General features: G+C 39.1%; 15 protein-coding genes. 8 read left to right on the forward strand and 7 right to left on the reverse strand.

Features of this window, described 5'->3' with window-relative positions; translation table 11 throughout:
- Nucleotide 1: 1 nt before the first annotated feature.
- The 5 genes from DCS95_RS06755 to DCS95_RS06775 form a co-directional block, all read right to left on the reverse strand.
- Nucleotides 2–331 carry a Sec-independent protein translocase subunit TatA/TatB gene (locus tag DCS95_RS06755; protein ID WP_236564419.1) on the reverse strand — a complete coding sequence of 110 codons (330 nt, stop codon included), beginning with the start codon at nucleotides 329–331 and terminating at the stop codon, nucleotides 2–4.
- 92 nt (nucleotides 332–423) lie between these two features.
- Nucleotides 424–2,736, reverse strand: coding sequence for a M1 family metallopeptidase (locus DCS95_RS06760; protein ID WP_116769997.1), 2,313 nt, complete (start codon nucleotides 2,734–2,736; stop codon nucleotides 424–426).
- Between the two features lie 58 nt (nucleotides 2,737–2,794).
- Nucleotides 2,795–3,301, reverse strand: coding sequence for a DUF6702 family protein (locus DCS95_RS06765; RefSeq protein ID WP_116770188.1), 507 nt, complete (start codon nucleotides 3,299–3,301; stop codon nucleotides 2,795–2,797).
- A gap of 51 nt (nucleotides 3,302–3,352) precedes the next feature.
- A complete protein-coding gene (locus DCS95_RS06770; RefSeq protein WP_164674137.1) occupies nucleotides 3,353–4,126 on the reverse strand; it encodes a peptidase associated/transthyretin-like domain-containing protein in 774 nt (257 codons plus the stop codon).
- Nucleotides 4,116–4,859 (reverse strand): peptidase associated/transthyretin-like domain-containing protein, encoded by a 744-nt coding sequence (locus DCS95_RS06775; RefSeq protein ID WP_116769998.1) that lies wholly within the window; start codon nucleotides 4,857–4,859, stop codon nucleotides 4,116–4,118. The genes DCS95_RS06770 and DCS95_RS06775 overlap by 11 nt, the downstream gene beginning before the upstream one ends.
- 280 nt (nucleotides 4,860–5,139) lie before the next feature.
- Between DCS95_RS06775 and DCS95_RS06780 the strand changes: the two genes are divergently transcribed.
- From DCS95_RS06780 to DCS95_RS20640, 8 genes are all read left to right on the forward strand, one after another.
- Nucleotides 5,140–8,643, forward strand: coding sequence for a beta strand repeat-containing protein (locus DCS95_RS06780; protein WP_116769999.1), 3,504 nt, complete (start codon nucleotides 5,140–5,142; stop codon nucleotides 8,641–8,643).
- Between the two features lies 1 nt (nucleotide 8,644).
- The gene (locus DCS95_RS06785) at nucleotides 8,645–9,808 is read left to right on the forward strand and encodes a T9SS type B sorting domain-containing protein (RefSeq protein WP_116770000.1); all 1,164 of its coding nucleotides are present in this window, start codon (nucleotides 8,645–8,647) and stop codon (nucleotides 9,806–9,808) included.
- A 236-nt stretch (nucleotides 9,809–10,044) separates the two neighbouring features.
- A complete protein-coding gene (locus DCS95_RS06790) occupies nucleotides 10,045–16,347 on the forward strand; it encodes an autotransporter outer membrane beta-barrel domain-containing protein (protein ID WP_116770001.1) in 6,303 nt (2,100 codons plus the stop codon).
- Between the two features lie 2 nt (nucleotides 16,348–16,349).
- The gene (locus tag DCS95_RS06795) at nucleotides 16,350–17,003 is read left to right on the forward strand and encodes a hypothetical protein (protein ID WP_116770002.1); all 654 of its coding nucleotides are present in this window, start codon (nucleotides 16,350–16,352) and stop codon (nucleotides 17,001–17,003) included.
- Nucleotides 17,004–17,007: 4 nt separating this feature from the next.
- On the forward strand, nucleotides 17,008–18,189 hold the full coding sequence (locus tag DCS95_RS06800) for a T9SS type B sorting domain-containing protein (protein WP_116770003.1): 1,182 nt from the start codon (nucleotides 17,008–17,010) through the stop codon (nucleotides 18,187–18,189).
- 129 nt (nucleotides 18,190–18,318) lie between these two features.
- Nucleotides 18,319–19,053, forward strand: coding sequence for a M15 family metallopeptidase (locus DCS95_RS06805; RefSeq protein ID WP_116770004.1), 735 nt, complete (start codon nucleotides 18,319–18,321; stop codon nucleotides 19,051–19,053).
- A 39-nt stretch (nucleotides 19,054–19,092) separates the two neighbouring features.
- Nucleotides 19,093–19,863, forward strand: coding sequence for a M48 family metalloprotease (locus DCS95_RS06810; RefSeq protein WP_116770005.1), 771 nt, complete (start codon nucleotides 19,093–19,095; stop codon nucleotides 19,861–19,863).
- 136 nt (nucleotides 19,864–19,999) lie between these two features.
- Nucleotides 20,000–20,167 (forward strand): DUF6747 family protein, encoded by a 168-nt coding sequence (locus DCS95_RS20640; protein ID WP_164674138.1) that lies wholly within the window; start codon nucleotides 20,000–20,002, stop codon nucleotides 20,165–20,167.
- 109 nt (nucleotides 20,168–20,276) lie between these two features.
- On the opposite strand, the gene DCS95_RS06815 is transcribed toward DCS95_RS20640, so the two are convergent.
- A complete protein-coding gene (locus DCS95_RS06815; protein WP_116770006.1) occupies nucleotides 20,277–20,663 on the reverse strand; it encodes an ankyrin repeat domain-containing protein in 387 nt (128 codons plus the stop codon).
- A 183-nt stretch (nucleotides 20,664–20,846) separates the two neighbouring features.
- Nucleotides 20,847–21,242 (reverse strand): ankyrin repeat domain-containing protein, encoded by a 396-nt coding sequence (locus DCS95_RS06820; RefSeq protein WP_116770190.1) that lies wholly within the window; start codon nucleotides 21,240–21,242, stop codon nucleotides 20,847–20,849.
- Nucleotides 21,243–21,458: the final 216 nt, after the last annotated feature.

Below are 21,458 nucleotides of genomic sequence, written 5' to 3' on the forward strand. Positions count from 1 at the left end.
ATTATTTTCTCTTGATCGTGCCGGTTACTTCATTGATATTTTTACTAACGTCATTAATTTGTTTTTTGACGTCGGTTCCTAAGCCAGAACTAATATCTTGTTTCATGTCATCAATATCTTTTTTAATATCGGTCACAAAACTAGTGTCTATGCCTTGTTTGTCGGCACTTTTTTGAATCTCCTGTTTAATATCCTCGGTTGCATCTTTCAATTGGCGCATACCTTTGCCCAAGCCCTTTGCAATTCCAGGAATTTTGTCGGCACCAAAAACCATCACTACGATAAACATAATGAAGAAAATTTCTGCGCCACTAATAAATAATGAATACATAGCAATCATACTACAAATATAAACAAGTTTAGTATCGAAATTAAAAAAGCCCCGTAGTTATACGAGGCTTTTTTCAATAAATGTTTTGTTAATTATTTTCCTTTGATTCCTTCTTTCATTTTATCGAAATCACTATCCTGCTCTTTCTTTGGCCAGCTATTGTTAGTAGTGTCAATGTCGGCAGTCTCCATTTTAGGATCTATCTGTATCCCTTTTAACTCTGATGTAGAAGAAATAACCATGCTTACCTCTTTACTATTCTTTCTCCAGATTTCTGGCGGGTAGGTTACATTCTTTACAGAACCATCTGCATACGTATATTCAACGATCAATGGCATTGGTAGGCCACCTGGGCTATTATACGTTACTTCGTAAAAATACTTAGGTTCTTTAATTGCCGCTCTTTCAGCTGCGGTCATATTATCCATCATAAACTCCTTTAGAGTTTTAGAAGTTTCCGAAGGTAAGTTATCCTTCAATTCTGGCGCAACAATATCGGTGTCACCATACTCTTCTAAATATACCATTGGTGGCAAGTTAGATTCTGGTATACCACGCTCTGCTAAATAAGCTTTCATTTTTTTGTTAGGCTTATCGCTAACATAGTATTTCTTAATATCCTTAACGGCCATATCTACATAATCGGTAGTATAGAACCATCCTCTCCAGTACCAATCTAAATCAACGGCAGATGCATCTTCCATTGTTCTAAAGAAATCTTCTGGTGTTGGGTGTTTAAATTTCCAACGTTGAGAATACGTTTTAAAAGCATGGTCGAACAACTCACGGCCCATAACGGTCTCTCTTAAAATATTCAATGCCGTTGCAGGTTTTCCGTATGCGTTTGGCCCTAGTTGAAAAACATTTTCTGGGTTTGACATAATTGGAGAAATGGTACTTTGATCACCACTCATGTACGGTACAATCTTCGCAGGGTCTCCTCTTCTAGATGGGTATTTTGCATTTGGTGCAATAGCTTCTGGATACGCTTCACCAAATTCTTGCTCTGCCATGTATTGCATAAAGGTATCCAAACCTTCGTCCATCCATCCCCATTGACGCTCATCTGAGTTTACGATCATTGGGAAAAAGTTATGTCCAACTTCGTGAATAATTACACTGATCATACCATATTTAGTTCTGTCTGAGTAGCTACCATCTTTATTTGGTCTACCGTAGTTCCAGCAGATCATTGGGTACTCCATACCTTGACGCTTAGCGTGTACAGATATCGCTTTTGGATAAGGGTAGTCAAACGTATGCGAAGAATAAGATTTCAACGTATGCGCTACAGCTTTTGTAGAATACTCTTCCCATAACGGGTTACCTTCTTTTGGGTACATCGATACGGCCATAACATCTCTGTTACCTAATTTTACCGCTTGCATGTCCCAAATGAACTTTCTAGATGTTGCAAAACCAAAATCGCGAACATTCTCCGCTTTTAGTTTCCACGTTTTTGTTTTATCTGAGAATCCTTTTTCAGCTGCTTCTGCTTCTGCTTGGGTTACAATGATAACAGGTTTGTCGTACGACTTTTTAGCTAACTCGTAACGACGCATCATTTCTTTGGTATATACCTCTTTTCTGTTTTGAAGTACACCGGTACCATCTAAAATATGATCTGCCGGTACCGTAATGTTCACTTCGTAGTTTCCAAAAGGAAGTGCGAATTCCCCATTACCCCAAAATTGGTGGTTCTGCCATCCTTCTACATCATTATAAACCGCCATTCTTGGAAAGAACTGTGCAATTACATAGGCTCTGTTACCATCTTCTTCAAAAAACTCATAACCCGATCTAGCTCTATTTATCGTATGATCAGGTATGTTATAGTTCCACTTAATATCAAAAGAAAACTTATCGCCACTTTTTAGCGGAGTAGGTAAATCTACACGCATCATGGTAAAGTTAATGGTATAAGGCAATGCTTTACCAGAATCATCTTTTACATAATCGATATTGAATCCGCCATCAAAAGCCTCGGTCATAAAGTTACCTACAAACTTTTCTGGTGAATCACCTAAAGAAATTCCGCTACCGTTCTTTAATGCTGCCTTAGAATCTTTTTCTCTCACATTTTGATCTAATTGCACCCATAAATACTCTAGATCATCTGGTGAATTGTTTGTATATGTAATAGTTTCTTCTCCAAATAATTTGGCATTCTTATCATCTAAACGAATGTCCATTACATAATCTGCCTGTTGCTGGTAGTAATCGGGCCCTGGCGCACCAGATGCAGACCTGTAGGTGTTGGGAGTAGAAAACTCTTCGTATAACTGCTTAAACTTACTCTGGTTGTAGTGCCCAGGTTCCTTTTCTTTAGTTACCGTCTCTTGTGCAAAGGTTACACCGGCGAAAAGGAATAAAATAGACGCGAATGCGTACTTTATTCTTATCATTACTTGGTTTTTTTAGTGTCCGAAAATTAAAGTTTTTATAGGGATATCTTAATATATGTTACAAATTTAACATTCCTTTAGGACGAGATTTTACAAGAACATGGCTTTTTTTCTTGCCTTTTACTTTCATATGTAGCACATTTTGCTGATCATCATAAATATCTGTCAGCACTTCATTGGTAATACCAATTTGTTTTAATGTGGCAAGTGGTACATTGGGTACCTCTAGGTAACAGATAACCATATCGCTATCATACTTATGGCCTATAAAATCGTAGGTTACGTTTTCTGAATTGACCTCTACCAAAAATTTTGTTCTCAGGTATTTTACTAGAAAATCTTTATCTACATCATTTTCCTTTTCGGTGCCCAGATTTGCAGTATACCCATATCGCTCTTTTAGCACCGCGTTCATATCATCAATAAAAACACGGGTAATGATCTGTATGGCCTCATCTTTTTCCGAGTAGTTCACATTGGTAACACTAATGTAGAATTTATGTGCCCCGGCAAATGCAAAAAGGGGAAGTATCAATAACACCAATACTGGTTTAAAAATTTTCATATTGTATGGTTTCATATCATATTAGCAAAGCACATGCCAAATATAACACCCTTAATCCAAAGCATTATTCTCTCTGTAAAGTATACTTTTTTGTCGTAGATACTCCCAAATGGCTATTTCATCATGGGTATCAACTGTTTTTTGAAAACGTGGATCAACCTCGCAATAGTAGAGAAAATCGTCTATTCTATCAACAGGTATCAATAACTGTTTTTGATAAATACTATCCGCATAAAATTTACGAACTCGCTCTGTTCTGTCATAAAGATTATTGCGCTCTACCCTTTTTTTCAACATTTTGGTACGCCCGGTAATGGCATTGATCAAAGGATCAAAACTCATTATGGGGTTTGCGGTTGCCGCAGACAACTCTCGTTCTGCCTTTGTGGGTATTTTCACGTAGGCGTTCGGTAGCCCCAAGGTAGATGCGGTTACTATTGGATCTAGATCCAACGTAGGTAAATCTGCCAACAAATTACCACTAAGATTATAGGGGGTTACCGTTACTTCATCCAATTCTGTTAAAGCATCTTCTAAACCAACTGAAATGAGCTTGCTTTCAAAAATTGCCGAACTGACCACTACAATTTTCTTTTTGTATTGAACGGCAGAGAATTCTAAAGTATCAAATAGCTTTGCCGCAATAGCAAAATACCCATTTTGATCTGTTATACTGGCTCTTTTAGAAGTTAGATTGATTACGTGTGTTGCGGCAACATCACCGTCATCACTATACACCCTACCCTCTATTTTCTTATACTCGCCAATTTGCGCAAAAGCAAAAACGCCAGAAAACAGAAAAAATATAAGGAGTCTACTCCTCATTTAAATCTTTAAGAAACGTTTTACTATTATTCACTAAAGCATCGATCAACTGAAATTCATTTTCCTTTTTAAGTAAAGACTGTGCCGGCATACGGGCATCACAGTAATACAAAAATTCATTGATCTTATCTTGAGGTATCTGTAAATCTACCACAAAGAAAGAATCGTCATAAACCTGACGCAACACCTCACTTACCTTTAACTTAGGCCTTTCTTCGGCAACTTCATCTTGAGATTTAAACATAGCCCTAAATATATTCGCAAAATTAAGGCCATTTTGCATCCCCCTATCAACTTCAGACATGGCTATATTCTCCACCTCTGTACTACGATCTATTTCATACTCATGCTGTTTAAACTCCTCGTTTCTCATTTGCAAGAAGCGTTCTTGCTGCTCTGGTGTAATCACCACTTCATCAAGCTCTGTCACTTTTTCGTTTACCTCTACCACCAAGCGGTTGTTCGCCAAGATCTCTTCGGTAATGGTCACTACCTTTATATTGTAGTTTACCGCAGTAAAAACCAGTTGATCGCCCACTTTTACGTTGATCTTAAACTGCCCTTGATCATTGGTAATAGTGGCATGCTCAGAAGTTGAGTTGATGACATTTTCATTGGGTACGCCAATGTTCATATAGATTACAGAACCAAATAATGGTCGTCTGGTATCATCTTGGGCAAAGCCCGATATAGCGGTAAATAATACTAATAAAAAAAGTAATTTTCTGGTCATTTAGTGTATATTAAAAGGGATAACGCCCCACTCATAGAGGCATTGAAAAGATAAAGAAAAGATTTGTAACCATTATAAAAAAAAAGCCGTCAATAAACTTTTGTTAATTTCTTTATCAACAAGAATTAAAAAGGCAGCAACTTTAAGCAAAACTAAGGCGGTACAACGACAATACATGTTCTTTAACCCAATACAACATTATTTCAACTTATAAATAAATGGTATTGTCTAGATAATTCTATTTTTGTTTACACTATTTTCTCGTCATAAGACACTAAGTATGAAAGCAATAATTTTCTTTATTTTTTTTATTTTACTGGCTATACCCCCCGTATTCGGACAAATTAAAATAGGAGACAACCCCCAAAATATAGATGCTTCATCTGTTTTAGAGTTGGAAAGCTCCTCTAAAGTTTTGGTCATTACCCGAGTTACCACGGCAGAAATGGAAGCCATTACCCCGCAACGTGGGGGTATGGTATACAATACCGATACCGAATGTATTAATTATTACGACGGTACCCAATGGGTCAACCTTTGCGACGCCGTAGACTTTAGCATCACCAACGACCCTATAATTAATGGTAGAAGTACTATTGAGATTACCGAATCTGCAGCCGGTTACAATTTAGAAGTAGCCAAAAACAGCATATTGGGAGACAATATTATTGATGGCGGCATTGGCCCCGATGACATACAAGACAACTCCATTACCCAAGATAAACTGGCTGCGGCATCTGTAGGTTCTAGCGAAATAAGTGAGAATGCCGTTGGATCGGTAGAAATTAGAGATGGAAGTATTGCCCCTGAAGATATCGCCAATACGGTACCAGATCAACTTTTGACCACCGATGAAAATGGTATTGTACAATGGGAAGATTCCAATGATTTTTATGATCTAACCTTTAATAAATTAGACACAACGCTTACACTCGAAAGGTCTACAATAGCAGGAGTATCCACTATCAGTTTAGGTGCTTTAATTGGCTCAGATGACCAGCGGCTAGATCTTACAGGAAATGTTCTTAGTATTGAGAATGATCCAAATACGTATGATTTATCAACGTATTTACAGCAGTTAAGTATAAACCCGGCGGGCACTGAAATTAGTTTGACCAATGGCGGAACGATTACATTGCCTAACCCAACAATTGATACAGATGAACAAAACTTAGGTAATGCTACTTTGGCAAATGAAATTCTTACCATAAACATTGAAAATGGTGATGCTACCACTGCAGACCTATCACCTTTAGCTACTGATGCCGTAGTTACAGCTGGTTTGGCTCTTAAGGAAGATGTAGCCAATAAATCTAATGATGTTACCTTGGGAAATTCTACAAATTTATACCCTACGCAAAATGCTGTTAAAATCTATGTAGACAATACAGTTGGCGGTTCTGCGCAAACCATTGTTAGTGCCGACGCAAATAATTCAATTTCCCCAAGTATTAACGATGGAGGTGCTTTTTATAATGATGGGGATGGCGATAATCAAAATGAACTACAAGATATAGTTTTTAACGAAACAACCAATATACTTACAATCTCCACTCCTTTAACCACAGGTAACGAGGTTAATCTAAGCAGTTTAGCCGATGCCCCAAACTTAAATAACGGACAAATTTTTGTTGGCAATGCCACAAATATACCTACTGGAGTTGATGTAGGTGGTGATGTCACCATGAATAATATTGGGCAATTTACGATAGAAGATGAAGCAGTAACGCCTGCGAAAATTGAGCCTGCACCTGGAACATTGACCGAAGATCAAGTTTTAATTACAAATAATATTACTGGAAATGTAGAATGGGCAGATTTCCCACCTGGTGGAGGGGCCGGAGATGATGATCAAAATGCTAGCGAAGTACCCTATGACCCTGCAGCTTCAGGCTTAACAGCAACTAACACACAAGCAGCTATTGATGAATTGGCTGATAGTGGTTTTGTCAATACAGATAACCAAAACGCAGCGGCTGTTCCCTTTACGCCAGAGGGCAACACCACAAGCACTGACGTTCAGGCAGCTATCGTAGAAATTCAGACCGAAATTGATGGGATTACTATTACAGGTGAAACAAACACTGCCTCTAACCAAGGTGTAGCGGGTGTCCCGACTTTTATTCAAAAGAATGGTGTCGACCTTGAATTCAGAAGTATAAATTCAGGTTCGAATAAAGTTGCCGTTTCCGAAGATGCAGTCAACAATGAAATTTTGGTTGATATCAATGAGGCAAACCTTACGATAACAGAAAGTCAAATTTCAGACTTAACCCACACCATCAATACTGATAACCAAAACGCAGCGGCCGTTCCCTTTACGCCAGCGGGTAACACCACAAGCACTGATGTTCAGGCGGCCATCGTAGAAATTCAGACTGAAATTGATGGGATTACTATTACAGGTGAAACAAACACTGCCTCTAACCAAGGTGTAGCGGGTGTCCCGACTTTTATTCAAAAGAATGGTGTCGACCTTGAATTCAGAAGTATAAATTCAGGTTCGAATAAAGTTGCCGTTTCCGAAGATGCAGTCAACAATGAAATTTTGGTTGATATCAATGAGACAAACCTTACGATAACAGAAAGTCAAATTTCGGACTTAACCCACACCATCAATACTGATAACCAAAACGCAGCAGCCGTTCCCTTCACACCAGCTGGTAACACTACTAGTAATGACGTTCAGGCGGCCATCGTAGAAATTCAGACTGAAATTGATGGTTTGAATGCTGGAGATAATTTATCTAACGCCAACTTAACCTTAACAGAGGATAGAGTTCACCAATTAGCAGGGTTTGACTTAAGTTTTGATGGAGTTGGAAATATTGGAATAGGGACAGATACACCAGCAACTAAATTACATGTTTCTGGTGGACAAGTAAGAGCAGCTTCGTTTTCTGCTGGAGATGGTGTCGTTACATATCGTTTCGCCAGTGACCCAGACACTGGAATGTATAGGTCTGCAGCGGATGAAATTGCTTTTGATGTAGGTGCAGTTCAGGCTTTGAGGATTGATGAACCAACATTAGGGAATACGAATGTTATAGTTAATCAAAGTCTTCAAGTAAGTAATTTGCTATTAGACAAGGATGGTGAATCAGGCACTGCCGGTCAAATATTATCTTCTACCGGAACGCAAACCGATTGGATAAATGCACCTACAGCCGGCACTACTTATACGGCAGGAAATGGCATTACTATTTCAGCGGCAGATGAAATTGGCATAACGCCATTAGGTGTAAATACTGCTGAATTAGCTGAAAATGCTGTTACAACCACAAAAATCCTTGATGATAATGTAACTCCGGATAAATTATTAGCAGGTACAAACGGCCAAGTACTTACAACTAACGCAGCTGGTGATGTTACTTGGGCAAATCCATCAAATGTAGCCACTTTGCCAATGGGTAAAGTAAACGCCGATGGCACTCCTGCTAAAATTCTTAATTCAACCGTAGTAAGAAACTCTGCGGGTAATTACACGGTAACTTTTGACACCCCTCGTCCTGACGCCAATTACATAGTACAATTAACAATTGCCAATACATCACCTAATTTTAAAATTCAATTACTAGATCAAACAGTTAATGATTTTACGGTATCCATAACAGAAATGTTCGTATTTACAACTTCAGCAGAACCAACAATATTTATAAACAATAGTACAGCGGCTGGTGTAGCAGAGCATGACCATACTGCAAATTCATTACCAATAACATCATCTGAAATTGTTATTAACGAAAGTGACTCAAATTGGTTCTTCACAATATCTGATTTCTAAAATGAAAAAATACATATACATACTGTTCTTTCTTTTTGCAGCAACTATTTCTGCCCAAACAGCACTGTATAACAACGGCAACTTACGTATTCACGAAGGTGGGCAAATTGGTTTTCACACCAATCTTATCAATGAATCTCCCATGGACAACAACCTTGGGTTAGCTGGTTTTTATGGGTCGGAGCTAATTACGGTTTCGGGGAACATTACACCGCAATTCTATGATATGGAAATTGCCCTAGAAAACCATATGCAGTTAGACCTGGGCATGGATAATGTAAACAATACCAACTTTATTTTTGGTGACATCATCACCAACCGATCACAACCTAGCATTTTTTACAACTTTGTAGACAATTCGTTTTATAATGGTGAAAATGACTTTAGTAAAATTGAAGGCTATGCGGCAATTACCAACCAACAAGAATTTGGCTTTCCTATTGGAGACAACGAATACTTAAGACCTCTAATTTTAGTCTCAGAAAGTGTTAACCTTTTCGCTAAAAGTGCCTATTTCTTTGAAAATCCTAATAGTCCGGCTTCATTTGCAAATACTTTCAACACGACTTCAACCGCCATAGATGTTGAAACCGTTAGCAATATAGAATTTTGGAGATTGGAAGGCACCATATCATCGACAGTCTCTTTAAGTTGGAACCTTAGAAGCCAATTAAGCACACTAACCGATGATGTCTCTTTGATTATACCAGTTGGGTGGAGCAAGGCTTCTCAAAGATGGGTAAACCTCTCTAGGAGCGCACCTGTAGGCACATTAAGTGAAGGCTTTATCACTACAACGGCATTCATACCAGATGACTACGAGGTCATTACCTTTGGGGCTTCTAAAGAACCCTATGAACCTCTTTCTAAAGAAGTTCTTTTTATAGACAATTTCTTTGTATCGGTAAATGGTGATGGCATCAACGATAGTTTCTATGTTGAAGAGTTAGAGGAGTTCTCCAGTAATTTTGTTCAAATATATGATCGCTACGGATTAAAGGTATTTGAGAAAACCGATTACACTAATGAGTTTGTAGGTTTTTCAAATTTGGACAACGTGCCTTTTAGAGCTGAAGAAGGCTTACCTACCGGAGTCTATTTTTATACCATTTACATACCTGAAGAAGATTTAAATTATCAAGGATTTTTGTATTTAACGCGGTAACCTTTTAAAGTTTTTTTAATCGTTTCCCCTTCAATCTTCCAAAAATTGTTCTGTTATCTTTTGATAATTCTTACAACATGAAACCTAACAAACACTAGATAAAATACATATTTATTGGGTGTAATAGAACAGGTATTGGTTTTCTCAACATAATTGTCTAGCTACACAACATATTCTATTTTTCTTACAAATCACCCCTTATTTTTATACATGTTAACATATCCCCCAATACGTCAATGTCTACAAAAATTAAATTCTTTCTATTTTTCTCACTAATTTCCTTCTGTGTATCCGCACAGGTGAAAATAGGTCAGAATCCCAACACCATACATTCCGCTTCTATTGTTGAATTGGAAAGTACAAATAAAGCTTTTGTACTTACAAGACTTTCTACTGCACAAATGCAAGCAATTACACCATTGAATGGTGCTGTGGTCTATAACACAGATACCCAATGTGTTCACTACTTCAATGGATCAATTTGGACAAACCTTTGTGACGGCAACAACACTAGTGATTTTTCATTTGCCGATAATGGGGATGGCACTATTACCCTAGATGATGGAAATGGTAATACGGTTACTTTTAACGGAGCGGCACAAACTATTTCTACACTTAACGATAATGGTGATGGCACCTACACTTACACCAATGAAAACGGAATAGAAACCATTATTTCTATCGCAGTTACCGATAACCAAAATTTACAGACCGACAATACACCGGGGAATATAAGTATTGACAACGGTAATACTATTGCAATCAATGTAGACGATGCAGATGCAGACGCCCAGAACGAAATACAGACCTTAGATTATACTTCGGGAGTACTTACCTTATCAAACGATCCAAATGCAACAATGGTAGATTTATCTGCATTTGATCAAAACGCTGCAGATGATTTCTCTGGGAGCTTTAATGATTTAAGCGACCTACCTGCAAATTTAGATATAGATGCAACCGATGATTACAATACAGGAATTTCTTTTGATGGAACAAATTTAACCGTATCGGATGCCGGTGGCGATGTAAGTACCGATATTAGCGGATTGGCATATGACGATACTGCTATTAGAGCGGATGTGGACCAAAACGAATTGGATGCCGATAATGCAATAGCAGCGGTAGATACCAAAATAGACAATCATATTTTAGCTGATGAGGATACCTCTGCAACGAATGAACTTTCAGATATTTCCATCACAGGTACGACAGTAAACCTGACGAATCCTGCTGCCGGTGCTACCGGTGTCGATTTAGGAAATACTTTCGCTACGGATACCGAACTTGCGGATGCAATCACCGCTTCTGAAGCATTGGATCTAGATAAAGATGCCAATAACGAAACGAACACCGCTTTCACTTCTTCGACGAACACAATGACGATTACGGACAGCAATGGCGCTTTGGATGCCCCGATCGTAAATACGAACGAACTGGATATTACCGCTGGAGAGATTACCTCTACCATCAACGGTGTGGCTTCAACTCCTATAACACTTCCTGTTGCCGATGGATCGGAAACGGTTCTCAATGACGGTACGAATACTACTATTGCAGGTGCAGGTACTGCGGCCAGTCCGTACACTATAGCTGTTCCGGATAACCTGGACAACTCGGTAACCAATGAAACAAATACGGCTTTTACTTCTGCAACCAACACAATGACGATCACGGACAGCAATGGCGCTTTGGATGCCCCGATCGTAAACTCGAACGAACTGGATATTACCGCTGGAGAGATTACCTCTACCATCAACGGCGTGGCTTCAACTCCTATAACACTTCCTGTTGCCGATGGATCGGAAACTTTGGTAACCGCAGGATCGGACATCAGCGTCTCAGGTACAGGTGTTACCGGTGACCCTTATGTGGTTGCAAATACGTTTACTGAAATAGATGATAGCGTAACGAACGAAATAAATACCGCTTTTACTTCTGCAACCAACACAATGACGATCACGGACAGCAATGGCGCTTTGGATGCTACCATCGTAAACTCGAACGAACTGGATATTACCGCTGGAGAGATTACCTCTACCATCAACGGTGTGGCTTCAACTCCTATAACCCTACCTGTTGCCGATGGATCGGAAACTTTGGTTACCGCGGGAACGGATATCAGTGTCTCAGGTACAGGTGTTACCGGGGACCCTTATGTGGTTGCAAATACTTTTACAGAAATAGACGATAGCGTAACGAACGAAACAAACACAGCTTTTGCTTCTGCTACCAACACATTAACGATTACGGACAGTAATGGTGCTTTGACCGCTCCGATCGTAAACTCGAACGAACTGGATATCACTGCTGGAGAGATTACCTCTACCATCAACGGCGTGGCTTCAACTCCCATCGCACTTCCTGTTGCAGATGGATCGGAAACTTTGGTAACCGCAGGAACGGACATCAGTGTTTCAGGCACAGGTGTTTCCGGTGACCCTTATGTGGTTGCAAATACATTTACGGAGATTGATGATAGCGTAACGAATGAAATAAATACCGCTTTTGCTTCTGCAACCAATACATTGACGATCACGGACAGCAATGGCGCTTTGGATGCTACCATCGTAAATACGAACGAACTGGATATCACCGCTGGAGAGATTACCTCTACCATCAACGGTGTGGCTTCAACTCCCATCGCTCTTCCTGTTGCCGATGGATCGGAAACGGTTCTCAATGACGGTACGAATACTACTATTGCAGGTGCAGGTACTGCGGCCAGTCCTTATACCATTGCAGTTCCGGATAACCTGGACAACTCGGTAACAAACGAAACGAACACAGCTTTTACTTCTGCGACGAACACATTGACGATCACGGACAGCAATGGCGCTTTGGATGCTACCATCGTAAACTCGAACGAACTGGATATCACCGCTGGAGAGATTACCTCTACCATCAACGGCGTGACTTCAACTCCCATCGCTCTTCCTGTTGCCGATGGATCGGAAACGGTTCTCAATGACGGTACGAATACTACTATTGCAGGTGCAGGTACTGCGGCCAGTCCGTACACTATAGCTGTTCCGGATAACCTGGACAACTCGGTAACCAATGAAACAAATACGGCTTTTACTTCTGCAACCAACACAATGACGATCACGGACAGCAATGGCGCTTTGGATGCCCCGATCGTAAACTCGAACGAACTGGATATTACCGCTGGAGAAATCACTTCTACTATCAACGGCGTGGCTTCAACTCCTATAACCCTACCTGTTGCCGATGGATCGGAAACTTTGGTTACCGCGGGAACGGACATCAGTGTCTCAGGTACAGGTGTTACCGGTGACCCTTATGTGGTAGAAAATACATTTACTGAGATTGATGATAGCGTAACGAACGAAATAAATACCGCTTTTACTTCTGCAACCAACACAATGACGATCACGGACAGCAATGGCGCTTTGGATGCTACCATCGTAAACTCGAACGAACTGGATATCACCGCTGGAGAGATTACCTCTACCATCAACGGTGTCGCTTCCACTCCTATAACCCTACCTGTTGCCGATGGATCGGAAACTTTGGTTACCGCGGGAACGGACATCAGTGTCTCAGGTACAGGTGTTACCGGTGACCCTTATGTGGTTGCAAATACTTTTACAGAAATAGACGATAGCGTAACGAACGAAACAAACACAGCTTTTGCTTCTGCTACCAACACAATGACGATTACGGACAGTAATGGTGCTTTGACCGCTCCGATCGTAAACTCGAACGAACTGGATATCACCGCTGGAGAGATTACCTCTACCATCAACGGCGTGGCTTCAACTCCTATAACACTTCCTGTTGCCGATGGATCGGAAACTTTGGTTATCGCGGGAACGGACATCAGTGTCTCAGGTACAGGTGTTACCGGTGACCCTTATGTGGTTGCAAATACTTTTACAGAAATAGACGATAGCGTAACGAACGAAACAAACACAGCTTTTGCTTCTGCTACCAACACATTAACGATTACGGACAGTAATGGTGCTTTGACCGCTCCGATCGTAAACTCGAACGAACTGGATATCACTGCTGGAGAGATTACCTCTACCATCAATGGTGTGGCTTCAACTCCTATAACACTTCCTGTTGCCGATGGATCGGAAACTTTGGTAACCGCAGGATCGGACATCAGTGTCTCAGGTACAGGTGTTACCGGTGACCCTTATGTGGTTGCAAATACGTTTACTGAAATAGACGATAGCGTAACGAACGAAATAAATACCGCTTTTACTTCTGCTACCAACACATTGACGATCACGGACAGCAATGGCGCATTGACCGCTCCGATCGTAAACTCGAACGAATTGGATATTACCGCTGGAGAAATCACTTCTACCATCAATGGTGTGGCTTCAACTCCTATAACCCTACCTGTTGCCGATGGATCGGAAACTTTGGTTACCGCGGGAACGGATATCAGTGTCTCAGGTACAGGTGTTACCGGGGACCCTTATGTGGTTGCAAATACTTTTACAGAAATAGACGATAGCGTAACGAACGAAACAAACACAGCTTTTGCTTCTGCTACCAACACATTAACGATTACGGACAGTAATGGTGCTTTGACCGCTCCGATCGTAAACTCGAACGAACTGGATATCACTGCTGGAGAGATTACCTCTACCATCAATGGTGTGGCTTCAACTCCTATAACACTTCCTGTTGCCGATGGATCGGAAACGGTTCTCAATGACGGTACGAATACTACTATTGCAGGTGCAGGTACTGCGGCCAGTCCGTACACTATAGCTGTTCCGGATAACCTGGACAACTCGGTAACCAATGAAACGAACACCGCTTTCACCTCTGCGACGAACACAATGACGATCACGGACAGCAATGGCGCTTTGGATGCTACCATCGTAAACTCGAACGAACTGGATATCACCGCTGGAGAAATCACCTCTACCATCAACGGCGTGGCTTCAACTCCCATCGCACTTCCTGTTGCCGATGGATCGGAAACTTTGGTTACCGCGGGAACGGACATCAGTGTTTCAGGTACAGGTGTAACTGGTGACCCTTATGTGGTTGCAAATACGTTTACTGAAATAGATGATAGCGTAACGAATGAAATAAATACCGCTTTTACTTCTGCTACCAACACAATGACGATCACGGATAGCAATGGCGCTTTGGATGCTACCATCGTAAACTCGAACGAACTGGATATCACCGCTGGAGAGATTACCTCTACCATCAATGGTGTGGCTTCAACTCCTATAACACTTCCTGTTGCCGATGGATCGGAAACGGTTCTCAATGACGGTACGAATACTACTATTGCAGGTGCAGGTACTGTGGCCAGTCCTTACACCATTGCAGTTCCGGATAACCTGGACAACTCGGTAACCAATGAACTTTCTGATTTAAGTTTAAGCGCTACCAATATTCTTACATTAACGAATCCATTAACTGGATCCAATCAAGTTGATCTTAGTACAATTTCAACAGATGATCAAACAGTTGAAATGTTCGCATTCAACGGTTCAACATTTGAACTTTTACTTAAAATTGAAGATGACCCTACAACTCAGGTAGCGAATTTATCCTCTCTATATGCAGACGGAACTGAAACAGAAATTACAGCAGGTGCCGGAATAAGTATAACTGGAGACGGGTCGAGTACATTACCATACAACATCATTAACGATTTTACGGAAGTTGATGGGAGTATTACCAATGAAACCAACACTAGTTTTTCCACTGTTGATGTGGCAGGGGTTGACTACTTAAGAATATCTGATTCTAATGGAGACTTAGATGTTCCTTTATCTGATTTATCACATACAGGTACTACAGGTTCTGTGTTTTTTGCAGGAGCCGATGGTACTCCAACTGAAAATAACAGCCAATTATTCTGGGACGCAACCAACAATAGGTTAAGTATAGGAAATCCATTACTAGGAACAAATAAACTTACCGTAAATGGAACAACAAGAACTAGTGGATTAAACAACTCTGATGGTAGTACAACCCTGCCATCTTATAGATTTTCTGATGATTCCGATACCGGTATTTACAGTCCTGCAGCCGATGAAATAGGTTTAGTTGTTGGTGAAATTGAAGCATTAAAAGTTGAAGAAACTTCGGGCAATACTTCAGTAATAATAAACGAAACTTTAGAATTGGAAGGTGCCGTATTAGATGAAAATGATTCCCCAGGAACAGCTGGTCAAGTATTAACTTCAACAGCCACTGGTACTGAGTGGGTAAATTCTATGAGCCCGATAAAAGCAATAGGCAAGATTAGTTCTACAGGTGCAGTTACCAAAGCAACAGCTGGAGTTACCGTCACTAGAATCAGTGTAGGTTATTACAGAGTTACATTGCCTACGGGTGCGGTATCTGATGCTGATTATATCATTCAATTAACACAACCTGGTAGAGGTGGTGCCGGTAACGACGATCCTGGTATCTCCTACTCCAACCAAACCGCGACTAGTTTTGAGGTTATCATCGGTGATAATGACAACGGCGGCACCGACCGATCAAGATTTGATTCTGAATTTATGTTCACTGTTTTAGACCTATAAAAATGAGATTAAAAAATTACATACTATTTACAATCATTCTTCTAACAGGTGTTATTGCCAACGCCCAATTGGAAAGTGGTTTACTACTTGGCTTAACCAATGCCACAACCGCAGATATAAATGCTACAACAGATGCTGCCACAGGATCTTTGGTCTTTAATACGGATACAAATCAAGTATATGTTTTTGATGGTACGTCTTGGAGCCAAATGGGTCAAAAAACTACCTATACCGGTACGTTTAGAATTTCGGGAACAGGTGCGGTTTCCGTATCCGGAATTCCTTTTCAACCTTCATCAGTGTCGTTTGTAGCCTATGCCAATATTGAAGATTTCGATATTAATGCTGACAACGGGACTAGAAATAATGAAAATGGATTACCAAATGCTTATGGTAGTATGAAAGGATTTGCCAGAGATGACAATGGCACTATTACCGAACAAGTAATCTTCAACGGAGGTAGTGGTAATTCAATTAACGATATATCTAGATACGCTTCTAGCGCTCACAGTATCGGGTTACGTTATGCAAATCAAAATGGAGATAATTTAGGGTTAACCACCGCAACGGTTACTGCTTTCACAAGCAATGGGTTTACCTTAAATACAGACAATTATGCGGATGGGATTGTAGTAATTTTCGAAGCACATCGATAAGAATATGAGAAACACATCAACTTTTATATATATCGTCTGTACTTTACTCTGTGCCTTAAACAGCTACAGTCAAGATGCCGTGCATAACTATGGAAATATTCAAATTCACGATGACGGTCTTGTTGGTTTTCATATGGATGTCATCAATAATGGTGCATTTAATCAAAATAAAGGATTGGTAGGTTTTTATTCCATGGATAAGGCGCTAACAATATCCGGTGGGTCAAATCCTATTTTTTATGATTTTGAAGTTGCCGTTGATAACGATCTTTATATAGATAATACTGTTGGGATTTCAAATAACGCCAGTTTTATAACAGGTGATATTGTTACCAATAGAGTGGTATCCGAAGTCAATATAAATTTTCTAAACGATTCATTCTATATAGGCGAAGGCAATACCACAAAAGTAGATGGCTATGCAGCAATGAGCAATAAATCTGAATTTACCTACCCAATTGGCCAATTCGATAAATTGCGTCCATTGACGATTGTATCCGAAAGTTCTAATGATTATACCAAAGCAGCCTATTATTATGAAGACCCCAACACCCCAAGTATTATAGAAACAAGTTTCGATACCAGTTTAACCGAAAACCAATTTTTATCGGTTAGCGAATATGAATTTTGGCATTTAGAAGGTAGTATTCCATCGAAAGTAACCTTAACCTGGGACCAAGATAGCAACGCCAATCTTTACGGTGATTTTATTACCGACCTAAAAGTGGTAGGTTGGAGTATTATTGATAAAGTTTGGGTAAATCTTGGAAATTCTAATGTAGAGGGAGATTTTAACAGTGGCTCAATAACCTCAGAAGACTTTGTACCAAGTGACTATGAAATAATAACTATTGGCGGAAACTCCGACCTTTTAGAAACCGTATCCAATATTACATTAGACAACTATTATATGACGCCTAATGGTGATGGCATAAACGATTATTTAGAAATTGAAGGAATAGAAGGGTCACCGAACAACACCTTACAAATCTTCAATAGATATGGTAGAATGGTATTCTCAAAAAAGAACTACAGTAACGAATTTAACGGCATTTCTAATGTAAATGGTGTAATTGCAAAAAATATAGGTTTACCATCTGGTATTTATTTTTACATAATTACCTTAAACGACTTAAATATCAAACACCAAGGATATTTATACCTTTCAACAAGAGAAGAAAATTAATCTTACATACCATAAGATCAATAATCACTATTTTTACTTTAATAATACAGATTTTACCACATTCAAAAGTATTTTATCTTTTGATCGAGTTTGGCAAATAAATTGCTCCATTAACATCAATATTTAGATATGCAAAGAAGAACGTTTATTAATAGAAGTAGTTCCGCAGCACTTGCTCTTGCTCTTGCTCCAACAATATTTATTCAAGAAGAAAAGGAATATGGCATTCTTGAATTAATGGGCAAAGAAGATATAGAGCTATTCGGTAAGGGTATCAACTTAAGAAAAGAAGCTCATGATGCCTTTATAGAAATGAAAAAAGCAGCATATAAAGACGGTATTGATTTAAAAATAGTATCTAGTTATAGAAGCTACGATAGACAAGAAGCAATTTTTGAGCGCAAATTTTTGCAATATACAGATGATGATGGCATGAACCCTACCGACGCCATTGATAAAATTATTGAGTATTCTACCATACCTGGTACCAGCAGACATCATTGGGGTACCGATATTGATGTTGTGGACGGCTACAGAAAAGTGGAAGGTGATGTTTTGGTTCCTCACAAATATGAAGGTGATGGCCCTTACGTGGATTTTAAAAAATGGATGGATGAAAACTCCGAAACCTATGGTTTTTATTTAGTTTATACCAATGAGCCAAAAAGAAGAGGTTTTAAATATGAGCCTTGGCATTATAGCTACGCACCATTGTCTATACCAATGCTTGAACAGTACAGAAGTAAAAACGTGGCATCCATTATAATTCGCGAAGATTATTATGGTGCCGAGCATTTTACAATGAACTTTTTGAAGTCTTACATACAAAATAATATTTTAGATATCAATAGAAAGCTTTTATAAGCATTTTGTACATTAGAGCCTGTACTATAACACTTTACCATGAGAAGAGGAAGTTGGAAAATTAGAATATTCATAGGATTGGCCATTGTTGCCTTTGCATTTATACAAAAATGCAGCAACACCGAAGAGAACCCTTACACCGGTCGTTCTCAGCATATTACCATGACCCCTGATCAAGAAATTGCTATAGGCTTACAAAGTGCCCCAGAGATGGCACAGCAGCACGGCGGACTTTATCCCGATCAACGTTTGCAGTCGTTCGTTGCGTCTGTTGGAAACAAATTGGTTCAAAACAGTATTGCTAGGGAAACACCTTATGAATATGACTTTCATTTATTGGCAGACGACCAAACTATAAATGCTTTTGCGTTGCCCGGGGGGCAATGTTTTATCACATATGCACTATTTTCCCAACTTAATGAAGCGCAATTAGCCGGAGTTTTAGGACATGAGATAGGTCATGTTATCGGTAGGCATTCCGCTGAAAGAATTGCCGATAGCCAAACTTGGCAAACCGCTACCATGGGTGCAACTGTAGGTGCAGGAGATATGGGCAGCATTGTAGGCAGTATAGGACAGAGCACTTTATTGAAAAACGGTAGAGGCGACGAATTGGAAAGTGATGAGCTAGGTGTTCTTTTTATGATTCAATCTGGTTATGACCCTTATGAAATGGTAACGGTAATGGAAATTTTAAAAGCAGCTGGCGGACCAAACCGTACCCCTGAATTTCAAAGTACCCACCCAGATCCCGAAAATAGAATTGAAAAAATTAAGGAGGCCATAGCAAAGTATAAAAATCAAGGTTAATCCGATTTATTGTACACTTTATCTAGGGCTATCTACGCGGTTGTATATTTTTTGTAACTTTGGGTAAGTCCCAAGCTTATTTTACCATTTATTTATTGCCTTTATAGCTATGATTTAATCATAGAAGAACACTATAATGGGAACAATTACACATTTCAGAAACTTGTACGTGCAAGCTTTTGAAAACTGCAAACCAGAAATTTTGGTTGCGTTTTTAAAAGTTTACTCAGTATTTTGCGCCCTAATGATATTTATGGCAATGTACGCCTTCGTTGTTAGAGCCGTAAACGGATTTGATTTTTAACGCGTTTTACTCTTTTACCTGAACACTATTTGGAGTAGGATTTTGTATTAATTAAAAAAAGGCCCATTGAAAATTCAATGGGCCTTTTTAAATTTCAGAATGCTGTTTATTAAGAATCTTGTTTAATTACATCCAACACATCCTTCGCGTTCGATTGTTTAGCATAATCTTTTGCGGTATACCCTTGGTCGCTTTTAATATTTAAATTCGCCCCGTTTAAAAGCAAAACCTTCATTACCTCTGCCTTATTGTAACGCGCAGCATACATTGCAGGTGTTAACCCTAATGACTTTTCGTTTAATTCCGCCCCAGTAGCTAACAAACTTCTAACTTCATCTACATCTCCTTTAATAACTGCTTTACACAATGAACTGATTTCATCATTGGCAGAAATAGAATTTATAGTATAAGAGTTAGATTTCTGAATATTGTCAACGTTGGCATTTACTATTGAGAACATTCCTAAACAGAATAAAAATGCAATTACTTTTTTCATAATATTTATATTTAAATTTTTGTAAAAATTATCAATAACATAAATTTACATATATTTTATTATGAAAATAATAGTTTTAAGAATTAAATAATAAATATTTAACAATCGAACATATGGCTAAAAAATTGAGCTTCGTGAACTAGATCTTTTAATCTTAATAAAGAGAAAAAATACTATAGAAAATTAGCTACCGGTCGCTGTTTCGATAAGTTCTAGGGCCTCGGTTGCATTTGATAATTCTGCATAACGTTTTGCAGTATACCCTTGGTTACTTTTCATATCTAGGTCCGCACCATTGCTAATCAATACTTCTAAAATATCCACTTTATTGTAACGGGCTGCAAACATTGCAGGGGTCATACCCATAGATTTTTGATTTACATCTTCGCCCAAATCAATTAAGCGCTTTACTGTTTGTACATCTCCCTTTATTACTGCCTTACAAAAAGAACTAACATCTGCTCTTTTTATAAGTTCTGATGTAGTTGATGATGCAATTCGGTTAGTGTTTTCAGCTGCCATAACAGTTGATCCCATGGTAAATGCTACCATAGCTAATGTAAGAATTACTTTTTTCATGATGATTGATTTTAATTGATGAAGTACAATAGCGTACATTTTAATAGACTATTTAAAACTTAAAATGTTTCATTCTTTAACACTGTTATAACTAAACTTTAACAAACAAAACTATTTTCATGTTCAATTATGTTGTGTTACTGTACCTATTTAAAAAAGGCCCTTAATCTAGTAGCTAAACTTAACAGAACATAGTATTTTTGTATTCTTAAAACC

Source organism: Maribacter litoralis (assembly GCF_003075045.1).
In the GTDB taxonomy this organism is placed as follows: domain Bacteria; phylum Bacteroidota; class Bacteroidia; order Flavobacteriales; family Flavobacteriaceae; genus Maribacter; species Maribacter litoralis.